This window comes from Enterococcus termitis (genome assembly GCF_001730305.1).
Classification (GTDB): Bacteria; Bacillota; Bacilli; order Lactobacillales; family Enterococcaceae; genus Enterococcus_L; species Enterococcus_L termitis.
The window spans coordinates 30,124-43,852 of the sequence record NZ_MIJY01000012.1; the positions used below are offsets into that span (position 1 = coordinate 30,124).

Sequence of the window (13,729 nt, forward strand, 5' to 3'; positions counted from 1 at the left end):
TTTTTCTATTTCTTACTTTTTAGTGCTTTTTCATTAATCTTAAATCGTGTAAAGACATCCTTTTCAATTTTCTTCACATTTTTCACATCATTGAGATACTCATCAGATACCTCTTTTTTCTGCAAAGATTCTATCTTTTGTGCATGTAGATTGATTCCTAGTTGTCTAATTTTAGAATAATAACGATTGAGCAAAGTTTGACCGTCTTCTTTTAAAACAAGATCAGCCTTTTCATTCCCATAACTTGCCAATTGTGATGTTATATTCTGAATATTTTTAAACGACTTTTGTGGACTTTCTCCCTTACTAAGGTTCTGAAGCTGCAACTCTAAATCATCAAGAAGGTAATAGCTTTGAACGATGACCTCTGCATTTTTCCCCTGCAGATGGTTTTGCTGATAATTTCTAGAAAATAAGGCGCCGCTAATTGTTGCAACAGACAATAACAAAAGAATAATGCTCGTCATCAACTGACGTTTCGCTTTCTTTTTTAATCTATTGCGCATTCGGATGAACTGTTTTCGCTTCTTTTTGTTTTTAGGCGGTCGCTTTCTTTTTAATGGCTTCAATTTTCTTCTACTTCTTAAAAAGCTAATTAAAAGTACAACGCCAAAAATACAAAAGAGAAGGGCACAAGATAGTAATGAAACAAATGACCAATCTAATATACTCATCTATCATTTCTCTCCCTTCCATTTTGCATTATTTTTTCTTTTTACTTTTCTTTTTCTTCCCTTTATTCATTAAACGAACAATGATAAAAATGATAAGCACTAGAAGAACGACTCCACCAACGATCATACCGACAATAAGCCAATTGATTCCTTGCTCTTGTGTCAGATCGACATCTTGCTTATTATACTTATCTGCCTCTTCATCAGTAATAGTAAACTCTTCATCCCATTCCCACTTCTTACTCTCTGTGGATGCAACAATATGTGCCTTATAATCCCCCGGCACCATTTTTTCACCATTCATCGAAACTGGAAAATCAACTAAGCTGTTTGGTGCTACACGCATATCTGCTTTTTTCGTATCATATAAAACTGCATCTGAGCCTTTCTGACTGATTTGAACATCCATTGTCAAACCTTCAAGATAAGCTGGCTCTACATTTGAAAAATTAACAAAAACACTGTTCCGAAAATTATTTAATCCTGCACTAACTTTATTTAATTCCAAATTTGGCTCAACCACTGTATCTGTTTCACTTAAAATCATACCAATTAGGAATGCATATTCATTGATAACACCTGATTGTTTTGCTTTTGCTTTTTCATCAACCTTTTGTTTTAATTGAATCCCGCCTGAAATAACTCCATCATAAGAAGTTGCCGGCATGGTGATATCCAGGTTCAATGGCACTGTACTCTTGGCAGGGATTGTGATTTCTTCTGGCGCTTTTACTATGTCCGCAAAATCATATTTCAATGATTTATCGTTATCAATAGCTGTTGGTCCATATTCAATGACACCATTTCCGTTTGTTTTTGCTCCATTTAATGAAACGGTCACCGGTATTTCCTTATCAGATTCATTCGTCAAATCGATAGTAACTGTTTGTTTTTGCCCCTCTTTCATTCGGAGGTCGAAGTATCCCACATCAGAGCTTTGTTGATTTTCAGGATGATTTACTTTATAACTAAAACTTAGCGCTTCTGAAGCATTTACGGGGGTACTAAAACAAACCGTTCCTACTATGTACAAAACTATTAATAAAACTAGTTGTTTCATTCTTTTCATTCTACTTTTGCCTCATTTCATCTAGATTGAAAGAAGTTCACAGACTCACTGAGTCAGTGAACTTCCATGCATGCTTTACTTATTTATGACAGCTATTAAACAGCGTCAGTTAAAGTCCACACGATTGTTGCATTATAATCGCCTTTTTCAATTTTTGTTGCTGCAGGAATATTCATCACAACACCATCATAATCTTCAATCTTAGCTGGAACAGTACCGAAGTTCAATGCATGTACTCCATAACCTGTTGAGCCAGTAGCAGAACTATTATCAATTAGTGTAGCCGTGTTAGGGGGAGTAAGACCATCGTTTGAAAGTGTTACTGATGGTGCTAAGCCTGCTGGCGAAGTTCCATTAGAATCTTGTAAACTCAACCAAGTTTTTTGATATAGCAATTCAGCACCATCTATTGCTTTAGTCCCTGTTGAAAATTCAGTAGATAATTGTGCTTGTAATTTATACTTATGATCAGTAACTTCACGGTAATCTTGGAATACTACGTGGTTTTGTACATTAAATTGTTCGCTGCCTGGAGTTTTGCTGTCTGGGTTAGCTTTGTGTGGAAGTGCATTATACTCACGTTTGTCTTGCGCTGTTAATAGATCATGAGTATCAAACTCCAATGGTGTTACAAGAACCATACCAAATTCTGGATTATCGATTGGGAGATCTGTGATTTGTGTACCACCTGAACTACCTGGATCCGTATGTGTATACGTACCAGTTGAAGTAAATCCGATATGTCCAGTTCCGTTTTTTGAATCAGGTGCCGCTTTTGTTGTGTTTGGAATAGCTAAACCAATCCCTACTGCTCCTAATAAAGCAGCTCCGCATAATTTGTGTGTTAATTTCATTTGTGTTTCCTCCTATTATTGTGTTGTTTTATTTATGGTAACTCGGCTAATACCCAAGTTAGCACCGTTGAATAAGGTACCGGATCTTTTTCTGTTGACCCTGGTACAGCTAGTTTGATCGCACTATTTTCGTGGATCTGTTTGTTTTCGTAATTGCTATCCAGCATCGGCTCCCCAGCCGCATTCAATTTGGGGTTTAGTGTATTTTCTAGTCCCATTGGATTATCCGCAGAAGCACCGAATGAGATAGACCATGTACCGTTCCCCTTGCCAGAATTAGCATTGGCGAGATTGTAGGTTTCGCCAATATTATTTAATTGAATAACTTCTTTAGAAACTAAAGGAGCTAGACTTTTATCTTCAGTAGAGTTTGCCCAAGAAATATCAAAAGAAAGAACAGCGCCATTTAATTGACTATTCGCTGTATCCGGATTTTGAAATTGTGTTTCTTGTCTCAATTGTAATTGCCATCCGTAGGCGGAATCCCTAGAATCTGTGACTTGTACAAAGTTGCCACGAGCACCAGTTGCATCATGGAATAACTGAGCATTAACTGGGTATTTAGCATTCTCTTTACTGATTTTGTTAAGTGAGAAATTCAATTTCGGTACAAAATCAATTCTGAGCTTACCAGTTGTACTTGGACTAGAACCTGGATCGACGATGTTACTAGGATTTTCTGGGTCTTGAATACCTTCGCGCCCATTGTCCTCACCTTCAAATCCGATATGGCCTCCGCCAGTAATACTATGCTCTGCTAAAGATGTCATCGGATTTACAGACACTGCCATAACTCCCAATGTCATTAAGGTAGTTACATAAAGTAGTCCTTTTTTCATTCTTCAGCCTCCTTCTTTTTTCGTTTAATAAAAAAGAATAGAATACTGAAAAGAACTAGTCCAATACCGCTTATAGACAGACTCTTCTTTACAAGTTCACCAGTTGATGGATATTTCCCTTCTGGCTTTGTTACATAATCACTTGAGTTATCACCACTTGTTCTTGGGTAACTGGATGAACTGCTGTTTGAGCTAGAAGACGAACTACTGGAGCTGGATGAGCTATCCGTGGTGTCATCATTATAAAAAGTGATTTCACCATTGGTTTGAACTGCTCCTCCTTCTGCATTTCCATAGAGCGGCTTCATCAATAATCCACAGATAACCATAGCTACCAATAAATAAGAAGATAACAGCATATAATTCAATTTATTCGATTTCATGACTATTACCTCCTTATCTTGTTTCTGCCAGTGAATATTCAATGACAGCTTGGTAGTCATCTAATGAGCGATATTGTGTCTTCGGTAATCGAACAATAAAACCATTTGTTTTATTTTTCCATTCCAATTGACTAATATCATAACTATCTTGGTTCAAAGAACCTGGACTATAAATGCTCTTAGCCAAATTCAACCCCATCGGTTTTTCCTGAGTATCTGTTTTGTAATACAGGGCATCGGTCAATACCATTGAGGAATCATTCAGTGCTGTCAGCTCTTTTGTTACCTTCGCAGAAAGTGTCCAACCAGTTTTTGTCGTTCTACTATCGCTTACAACTAAAGGTGTAGTATACGTTGGTGATGTTGCTTCAACTGCACCAAAAATGCCCGTGTCCTTAATACCAAACTCGAGATCTGGCGCCGAAACAAGTTTCAATACACCCAAGAATTTGAATGTAACTGTTGCATCCTTATTTGGAATTGTATATGGATCTGGCGGCAATGAAGTTACATCAAGCTGGTATTTCTTACTTAGCTCTGTAATAACATCAGCCACATCATCATACTCAGTTGCAACATTAATTTGTTTTCCAATTTGTTGATTCGGTTTCACCTTGGAAGCGACTAAGTCGTCTCCTCCTTCATCAACAAATCGAATCGTTAGTGTTACTTCAGTCGCATCTTTTGTATAATAAAGTTTCACAACTTGAGTTGTTTCCTTATATACGATACTTGATAATGGAGATGGTTCAGAACGTTGGTAGGTATAGCCAGCTATTGTTTTCGGTGTTAAACCAACATTATCATTTACATTACCTGTTTGCGATTCGTCTGCTTGTCCTGGAATTTTTTGATTGGTATCTTGATCCCAATACTCGATTGTAATCGTTCCTTTTGTCCGTCTATAGTACAACTTGACAGTCTGTTCCGTGTCTAAAAACACAATTGAAGACAGTGATGTCGGTTCCGATCTTTCAAAAGTATAACCAGCTATTGTCTTCGCTGTGATTCCAGCATTCGTATTTGTTGGACCGGTTTTAGTTTCATCTGATTGATTTGCAATCTTTGTATTTGTATCTGAATCCCAATACTCAATCTTGATGCTTCCTTGTTTTCTTGTGTAAAACAGCTTCACTGTTTGATCTGCAGCGGTATATTTAATTGTTGATAAATCGACTGAAGCAGAATCATAAGTGTAACCAGTTATCACTTTGGGCGTAAGATCACCTTGAGTAGGCCGTGTGTCTACCTGCCCCGTCACAACCTTTGATGTTTCACCTGAAATCAGCTGATTTGCATCTTTGTCCCAGTGTTCAAATGTGATTTTTCCATTTAAAACTAGATAATACAACGTCACTTCAGCATCTGTTCCAAATTTAGGGAGATTAGGATTTTGCATCAAATACGTATACCCTGCTCCCACTGCTTCTTTGTTTAGTTGCTCCGCTGTCGGTGACTCACCGGTCGTTCCTGAGATCGTTTTTGCTGGAATAATCACTTCGTTTGAACCTGCAACCACATAATTCACTTTCATCGTGCTTGTTGTCGGGTTTTCCGTATAATACAGTTTTACTGTTTTATTCGTATTCCCGAATGTCACACTGCTTAACGGATCTGAATCTGAATTCACATACGTATAGCCAGAAATCACAGTTGGTGTGATCTTCGCCAACTCACCTATCGTTCCATTTTTTTTGATATCATCTTGGGTGCTTGTTGCAATTTTTGCTCCATCTTTGATCCAGTGTTCAATTGTGATCGTACTTGTTGTCGGCTCTTCTTTCGCATATAATTTATACACGTTTTTACTTGCATCAAATTTTACAGTAAGCGAGGCTGCATTTAATGAATCACCATTCGTGAAATTAAGCTTGTTAAATGCCGCATCTCCCATGGCATCTTTCAATGCATTTTTCGCAGCAGCTAAGGTTAACTCCGTTCCATATTTTTTAGAAGCCAACTGGCTGCTAGTCCATGAATACGACGTGCCACCGTAGTTTTGATACGTATTACTTACCGCTGTATTTTTTAGTGTATAGCTACTTGCTAAATCTTCAGAACCACTTCCGCTGTAGGTGTACAGCTCAACAGCTGCATCTGACAATGGAACATACAGATTTGGTGAAGCATTGCTGTCCTTCGCATTCCCATTAGATGTATAAACTGAACTGGCTAAAGCAGGCAGCTTATCCCCCATCTTATACCCTGAATAAGAATTGTTTTTCGCAGTGGCGTCAAATGTTCCTCTACCACCATCAGCTATACCAGATACTTTAAGCTCGGTCTCTGTCATACTAGTAGCACTAGTAGACTCAGCTACAAAGGTACCTGGAACGAATTGAAATTCATTCGTTGTTAAAGTAGCCTCCCATGGTAGCGTCTGAAAAATTGTGCCACCTGGTGTTTGAGTAACAGGTATCAACGGTAAAGCATTCCACAGCTTATCTGTTAGGTTTTCATTGACATTTGTACTATCAACCTCAATATGTCTCCAGCCTCTTGCGATTCTCGAAGGAGTAAATATTTCATCGATCATAGGATCATAAGTGGCACCTGCTGGAGCGTTATTCCGTTTATAACTGATTTGAATAAACAGCGGCGGAACGCTTGTCCATTGTTTTACTTTTGTACCATTTTCAAATTCATCTAAACTAGCTAAATAATCTTGTTTCGCTGCTTGCGAAGGAAATTCAGAGTTTGTAAACAACACAATAACAGGACGGCTTTTGTTTGCTATGGTAGTATAAATATAAGGTTCTGGGAGGCCTTTACCAAGAATAGGAACAGAATATTTCTCGATAGCCCATCGAATATAAGCTGCCGGATTAGATTGTTGACTCATCGTTACTGCTGTCGGCATCGCATCGTTAAAATAGGTGGTTTTTCCCGGTCCAAGTGCTATTGAGCTAATCCCTGCCATCATTACGGTTGGGGTTGGCACATCCAAAGAAGATATCGGCTGTCCTATCTGTGATGCTAATCCATTAGATCTGAGTCCATAAAAACTATATGCTCCCCAGGTGCCTTGACCTCTATCAAAAAAGTTCATAAGCGTATTCCTGGCATGCAAATATAAATTATTGACTGCTAATGAGCCACCTGTATTATAAATCAAGCCTCCAGTCATGGTATTTCCTCTGTCAGCAATTGAAATCCGTGACTCTCTGAGGAAAGAGGCCACCCCTTCTTCTTCCTCGTTAATAACTTGCATGAGCTTATAGGTCAACTCATCATCCGGATAATCATTCAATGCTAGGTTTCTTCCGAAGTAATCCGTACTATCGTATTTTTCCAATCCATGAACAGTTTGAATCAATTGTTGTCTAGCTAATTCACTACTAACTCCTGAACCAGCACTAGCACTAGCCGTGTAGACTTTATCCAACGCTGCTAAAGACCCTTCTTGCCAATCTGTCTCTTCTTTATATGGACGATCTGGATCAGTACCCTTAAATGATGTCAAAAATTTGTTTACTGAATCTCTAGCTTCTGCTAAAGTTGCTGCTGTCCAAGTCGTATAGTTCGACGTTGTAATATCAGCTGCTGCTTTTACAGGTGCTTGTTGTGCAGTAAATGCATATTGAAGAACACCAAAGACCATCACCAAACTCATCAACAGTGAAAACCCTATTTTAAATCTCTTCATTCTAACTTTCCTTTTCATATTATTTTCACCCCCTTTCGCAGTACGATAATTGTTTTCAAAAGGAGTTACTCACAAATCATGTATCCGACGGAGCGAACCGTTTTAATATGATTTGGATTCAGTGAGTATTCTTCAAGCTTCTCACGAATATGAAAAACAACATTTGATACACGATATTTTTCGTTATTGTACGGTTTCCCCCAAACCTTCTTATATAATTCTTCATAAGAAAAGGCGATCCCCGGATTGCTTAAAAGTAATTTAAATAATTTGTACTCCGTTCTAGTGAGTGGTACTTCTTCGCCTAATGAAACAAAACTTAGATTTTTTTCATTTAATTCTGCTACAGCTTCGTTTTGTTCTGTCGTTTTCTCTTCTTCTATTGATTGTGCTTCATACATTTTCTTTCTATTTAATGCATTTTTTACGATCAATTGTAATTCTTTAGGCGAGCATTCTGTGCTGATGTTTCCATCAGCTCCTAGTTGTAGATAGACCACTCGTTTTTTTTCATCATGTTTTTTCGATACGACCCACACAAATGATTCTGAGTTCGTCTTGATTTCAATGATAAATTGGCAAATCTCTGCTACTGCAGAATCAACATTATCCGTGAAAATCAATACAGCATCATTTTTTTTAAGATCTCTAGATAAATTCTCTGGATCTATGTTGGAAGCCTTAAATGAATTAAAACCTCCTTCATCTATGTACTTACTTAGCTCTGCTTCTGGAAGTCCAGTATTGATTACCCCTATGTTATACATGTTTACCTCCTATATTATCTTTGTCTTAGCTGCATCCTCATTCTACTTTTCGTGTCACTTCCTTTTTAATGGTCTTACGAGTCGAATATTTGGCTTTCCTCCTTAAACGCTTTATAATATTTTCTATAAAGAAGATATGGCAATTCTTCTTTTTTTTACTAACTGTATATTTATTTTTTATTATATTTCCATTTTCTTATTTCTATCACAAATAAGAAAAAAATCTTTTTCCCCCTGAATTAATGCTTCTCTTCGAAATTCGTGACCACGAAGGTGACGGCTTATTTGTGCAAAAAAATTAAATGCCCAGTTATTGAGCATTTAAAAATAAATTGTCAATCGTAGCTATTGCAGCTTGTCGGTTTTCTAATAACGAATCTGCGTATGTATCTAATGTTAATTTTGTTGAATGATGCCCAAGTATTTGACTTAGACTGGCAATATCAACTCCCTGTTCTATACAACGTGTGGCAAACGTATGTCGTAATGAGTGGAAACGAATTTCTGGAAATCCTAGTTTATTGGTAATTTTTTTGAATCGATAATTGATCGTTCGTGGTTCTGTTAGTCCGCCATTACATGAAATAACGTAGTCCGTAGACGAATATTTTTTCTTTTCTAATAGATAATTTGATAAATTATTTGCTAATGGAATAATTCTTTCAGAATTGTTGGACTTAGGTGTTCCGGCAATAACTTCGGTTTTTTTTACCGTTGTATGCTCGTTGGTTATTCTTGTAATCGTTCTCTTGACATGAATAGTCTTTTTCTCAAAGTCGATGTCTTCCCACTTCAAACCACTGATTTCTCCAATCCTCATCCCTGAATATAGCGCTAAAATGATTGGGGAACACTCTTTTTCCTGCAGCGCAACTAACTCAATTTTTCTTTGATCTGTCAGGGAAAGTGAGGTGATCTTTTTCGTTGTTGTTTTTGGTAAAACTATGTTGTTACATGGATTTTCGTTTAAGTAATTTTGCTTAACAGCTACATTTAATGCATTTTTTAAAATATTAAAGACATTTCGGATCGTTCCTGAAGCAAATTTTTGCTGTGCTAGCTGATAAACCCAGGCTTGGATATTTTCTTGAGTTATTTTTTGCAGCCTGATAGAACCAATTGTTGGAATGATGTGGCGCTTGATCAAGCGAACATAGTTTGAATAGGTCGTTGGTTTGACCGTATATTTCATTGTTGATAGCATCCAATTACCAATAAAATTTTCGATCGTTCCATGATAACTGGTGATAGAATAGTCGCTGACTAGATACTTAGCTTTCACCACCGTTAGCTTCTCTTTTACTTCAGAATAATGTTTTCCATATATATAGCCATAAACAATTTTATTTTTAGGTGTCCGCTCTTTAATATATCGACCTTCCCAGCGGCCATCCTTGCGTTTATAAATATTTTCTCCTTTTTTCACCATAATTAATTTATCCTTTGCTTTGAATTTTTTGACGATTTTTTTGACGGCTAAAACAGTAAATAGTCTGTAAATTCAAGCTTTCTTATAAAAAATCAAATATATTTTTGTCATTTATCTCACTTTTTTTAAATTTTTCGCAAAAAAATGAGATAAAACTCTATTGACTTTAAATTTAAGCTCAGTTAATATGAATCTACAATTAATTTACAAATACAAAAAAGTATTTTTTCTCTAATAATTCATTTTTTTAATATTCTTATTTGTGATAGAAATAAGAAATATATTTTTTTGTTCTTTATTATTTAAATTAAGTTTAACGTGATTTATTATTAAGATTTGCTCATCATTTGCCTCATAAAAATCCCTTTTCTGACTACATAGCATTTATCCTTCAAATGGATAAATGTTTTTTTCAATTCAGATTCGTTGAGAAAAAAGAGATTTTGCATTATTATGTCAACAATGAAAGAGAGGGATTCCCCATGCTTAGTTTTGATATTTTTGACGCAGAGACAGGCAAAAAATTGCAATTGCTTTACTTACTTTATAAAAAAGAAGACTGGTATTCTATCGATGAGTTAGTGTTCGATAGTCATTTAGAGCGAAAGTCTGTTCTTAAATATACAAAAGAGTTAGCAAATGATATTGTGGAGGTCGAATCTGCTCAGATCACCTTTTCAAAAGGCAAAGGGGTTTGTTTTACTGGCGGGCAAATAGGTTATCTAGAAACGGTTCCTATTATTACTGAACAATCAATAGCACTATCATTAATGAAAGAACTATTTTTCCAGACAAATTTGTCTTTAGATTATTTCCTTCAAAAATACTTTGTCAGTGAAAGTACAATTCGTCGAAGAGTACAACAATTTAATCTATTACTTAAAAAATATGGATTGAAGATAAAATCAGTTAATCGAGAGTTAAGCGTGGAGGGCAACGAGATACAATTTCGTTATCTCAGCTATATCTTGTTTTGGAATATCTATCGTGGAATGTCCTGGCCGTTTCCGACTATCGATCAACAAAAAATCATTAGATTCATCGAAACTGAAATGAGACCTTATTCTCCTATTAAAGATGTGACCGTTGCAAGCTGGAGCTATATGATTGCAATTAATCTTTATCGTTACAATCATAAAAAACCATTAACCAACGAAGATCTGCCAAGTTTTGCTCATCGACTGAATCAAGAAGCTCTCACACAAGCAGGGATAAATGATTCGATCTTGTTCTCGATACAGCAAAGTTTTCATTTATCTACTCCAGAAGCAGATTTTATTTGTTTATTATTTCAGATACGGTCTAGCTTTCTTTTAATTCCAACAATATCAAAACGTCTGTTGGCTGTTCACGAGTCGTTGAATACCTCTGTTTACCAAATGTATCAAGTATTCCTAAAAGTTATCCAACCAGACTTGTCTGCTATTGATGAAGAAACAAAAATTGCTTATCACAGCGTGCTTTTCGTAGGATTTTTGACCGATCTTTTATTTCCAAATTTCGCAACTACATTATCTGGTTATGATTACACTAGGTATTTAAAACAACATTATCCTTTTTTAAGAGCAGCTATGGTTGAGAAATTTCGAGAAATGCAAAAATACACCCCCGCTGTGTCCTTTTCAAATGAGGAAATGCTTGTTGCGCGTTTTTGTGAAGCACACGCCCTTATCAAAAGCCCGACAATCTATTCGCCTCCTATCTATATACAGATGGAAACGGATCTACCTGTGATCATGGAAAGGATTATTGCCCAACAATTAGAATCCTTTTTACAGCCTTTTTATAATGTCTCTTTCGTGCCGTCTACCGTTCATCGAGAAGAAATGAACATTGATTTGATTATTGCTTCTACAACATCTTCACTTCTAAAAAAAAGAGCACAACATATACCTATTGTTTATATAAATCCTGGCTTTACCCCAAGGGATGTTTTCACTATTATTGCTGTCATTGAAAATGAATTGGAGATCCGAAAGGGTTCCACAGAAAAAAGAACCTAATTCACTTTTTAGCGAATCAGGTTCTTTTTTTATTTATATATCTGCTGAAGTAAAAACTTCTGATACATCATCATCTTCTTCTAATTTATCAACAAGTAATTGCAACTGTTCTTGCTGCTCTTTTGTCAAAGTCGTCAGCGTTTGAGGAATCATAGTTAGTTCCGCCTGCGCCAATGTAAATCCATCTGCTTCCAATGAATCACGAACAGAAACAAAATCTTCCGGCTCTGTGTAAATTTCAACAACTTCATCTGAAATCTCCAAGTCGTCTGCTCCAGCTTCGATCACCTGCTCAACAAGTGTGTCCTCATCAACCGATAATCCTTCACGTTCAATAGCGATATAACCTTTTCGATCAAACATGTAGCTGACCGATCCAGTTTCCCCCAATGAACTACCATTTCGAGTAAATGCGACCCGGACATTCGTTGCCGTCCGATTTCGATTATCTGTCAAAGCATAAACCAAAACAGCTGTTCCACCAGGTCCATATCCTTCATAAGTAATCTCGTCATACTGCTCATTATTCCCAGTACTGCTCGCCTTTTTCAATGCACGATCAATATTATCGTTAGGCATATTAGCCGACTTTGCCTTATCCATCACTAAACGCAGTGCGGCATTCGTTGCAGGATCAGTCCCGCCAGCTTTTGCTGCAACATAAATTTCCCTTGAAAGCTTTTGAAAAATCTTTCCTCTTTTCGCATCCTGAGCATTTTTTCGTCCCTGAATATTTTTCCATTTACTATGACCTGCCATGATAATTCCTCCTTAAAATAAAAAATGATTAATACCTTTCACGAAAATCTTGCATTGTTCAACATCAGATCAAACGCTTTCGTTATGATTCCCAATAAAAGCGGAACAAATCGCTTTATCCTTTAGAAAATTAGGAAATTGACTTTGAGACGCTTTTTGGCTCACTGACAATTTATCTATTTTCCTAAGGATTGATTTGTGCAGCTGGATAACGACTAATAGCGGACCAAGCCGGTTAACCTCGACTGGAAAATAGGAAAAACGATTGAGTCCCTTTGGATCTCACTTAGGTTTTATTTTTTTCCCGAAAGACTGGCTTGTGTAGATGGGGACACAAATATTCAACAAGTTTCCCCATTCATTCTTTTCCCGCTCATTCCTATCTCTTCCTATTGTACTATTGTTCATAATAGTTGCAACCTTTCCATCATGGATTCAACATAGCGGCTGTGCGCTTCTCTTGTTCTTTGTTATACTAAAATAAAACCTTATCTATAAATGAAATGAGGACAGGCGATGAATATTTTCTTAAAGAAGCTTCAAAAAAAACAAGAAACCCTAAGCCCTTTGGAACAACAAGTATTAGAATACATTATTAAACATCCAGAAGAAATCACACAAAGCAGGATTCATGAAATTGCTGAAAAAATCTACGTTTCTACAGCTACGATCAGTCGTACCAGTCAAGCATTAGGCTATTCCGGTTTTCAAGAAATGAAATATGCTTTGATTCGTCACTTAGAAGATGAACAACGTCCTGTATACCATCCGTCAAAAAATCTGACACAACTAGCAGAACGCATCCAACGAGAATTGACTCAAACCCTGCAGTTGATTCAACAGGAGGCTTTAGAAACAGGCGCTAAGTTATTAGCAGAAAGTCAGCGAATAGAATTTTTTGGCGTCGGCAGCTCCTTTTCCTGTTGTTTTGAAGCTGCGCGAAAATTAACCTTCGCTGGAAGAATCGCCGACGCTCGTGAAGACTGGGATGAACTACGAATCGTTGCGAATCATTTAACAGCTAAAGATGCGGCGATTCTTGTTAGTTATAGTGGTGAAACGATGCTGGCACTTGAATATGCTGCAATTCTGAAAGAACGAAAGGTGCCCATCATTGCGATCATCGGTTCAAAAAACACGCCTTTAGAAAAATTTGCCTCTATCGTCTTTCATGTTGAAGTAGTCAATGGCTATTATGGGGAAATCGATATGAGCTCGCGAATTCCGATGCATCTAGTATTAGAGCTATTGATTCTTCATTATATAGAATCTTACGTTGAACAATGAATCTTCTTTCTTTATCTGT

General features: G+C 36.8%; 11 protein-coding genes. 2 read left to right on the forward strand and 9 right to left on the reverse strand.

Annotated features, from left to right (window positions below; genetic code table 11):
* Positions 1 to 5: 5 nt before the first annotated feature.
* The 8 genes from BCR25_RS07520 to BCR25_RS07555 form a co-directional block, all read right to left on the reverse strand.
* On the reverse strand, positions 6 to 674 hold the full coding sequence (locus BCR25_RS07520; protein ID WP_069663005.1) for a hypothetical protein: 669 nt from the start codon (positions 672 to 674) through the stop codon (positions 6 to 8).
* 28 nt (positions 675 to 702) lie between these two features.
* The gene (locus tag BCR25_RS07525; RefSeq protein ID WP_069663006.1) at positions 703 to 1,743 is read right to left on the reverse strand and encodes a WxLIP family cell surface protein; all 1,041 of its coding nucleotides are present in this window, start codon (positions 1,741 to 1,743) and stop codon (positions 703 to 705) included.
* Between the two features lie 95 nt (positions 1,744 to 1,838).
* Entirely contained in the window at positions 1,839 to 2,597 is a 759-nt protein-coding gene (locus BCR25_RS07530) for a WxL domain-containing protein (RefSeq protein ID WP_069663007.1), read from the reverse strand.
* Between the two features lie 32 nt (positions 2,598 to 2,629).
* On the reverse strand, positions 2,630 to 3,436 hold the full coding sequence (locus tag BCR25_RS07535; RefSeq protein ID WP_069663008.1) for a WxL domain-containing protein: 807 nt from the start codon (positions 3,434 to 3,436) through the stop codon (positions 2,630 to 2,632).
* Complete coding sequence (locus BCR25_RS07540) at positions 3,433 to 3,819, reverse strand: LPXTG cell wall anchor domain-containing protein (RefSeq protein WP_069663009.1); 387 nt, start codon at positions 3,817 to 3,819, stop codon at positions 3,433 to 3,435. Before BCR25_RS07540 ends, BCR25_RS07535 begins: the two co-directional genes overlap by 4 nt.
* Before the next feature lie 13 nt (positions 3,820 to 3,832).
* Positions 3,833 to 7,465 carry a MucBP domain-containing protein gene (locus tag BCR25_RS07545; protein WP_169818997.1) on the reverse strand — a complete coding sequence of 1,211 codons (3,633 nt, stop codon included), beginning with the start codon at positions 7,463 to 7,465 and terminating at the stop codon, positions 3,833 to 3,835.
* Positions 7,466 to 7,530: 65 nt separating this feature from the next.
* Positions 7,531 to 8,232, reverse strand: a complete 702-nt coding sequence (locus tag BCR25_RS07550) for a DNA-binding response regulator (RefSeq protein WP_069663011.1) — start codon at positions 8,230 to 8,232, stop codon at positions 7,531 to 7,533.
* 310 nt (positions 8,233 to 8,542) lie between these two features.
* A complete protein-coding gene (locus BCR25_RS07555) occupies positions 8,543 to 9,661 on the reverse strand; it encodes a tyrosine-type recombinase/integrase (protein ID WP_069663012.1) in 1,119 nt (372 codons plus the stop codon).
* Positions 9,662 to 10,143: 482 nt separating this feature from the next.
* On the opposite strand from BCR25_RS07555, the gene BCR25_RS07560 reads away from it, so the two are divergent.
* Positions 10,144 to 11,664, forward strand: a complete 1,521-nt coding sequence (locus tag BCR25_RS07560) for an AcpB/EbpR/MafR family transcriptional regulator (protein ID WP_069663013.1) — start codon at positions 10,144 to 10,146, stop codon at positions 11,662 to 11,664.
* Between the two features lie 33 nt (positions 11,665 to 11,697).
* Here BCR25_RS07560 and BCR25_RS07565 read toward each other — a convergent pair whose 3' ends face one another.
* Positions 11,698 to 12,423 (reverse strand): YebC/PmpR family DNA-binding transcriptional regulator, encoded by a 726-nt coding sequence (locus tag BCR25_RS07565; protein WP_069663014.1) that lies wholly within the window; start codon positions 12,421 to 12,423, stop codon positions 11,698 to 11,700.
* A 516-nt stretch (positions 12,424 to 12,939) separates the two neighbouring features.
* Between BCR25_RS07565 and BCR25_RS07570 the strand changes: the two genes are divergently transcribed.
* Positions 12,940 to 13,710 carry a MurR/RpiR family transcriptional regulator gene (locus BCR25_RS07570; RefSeq protein WP_069663015.1) on the forward strand — a complete coding sequence of 257 codons (771 nt, stop codon included), beginning with the start codon at positions 12,940 to 12,942 and terminating at the stop codon, positions 13,708 to 13,710.
* The last annotated feature ends 19 nt before the right edge of the window (positions 13,711 to 13,729 follow it).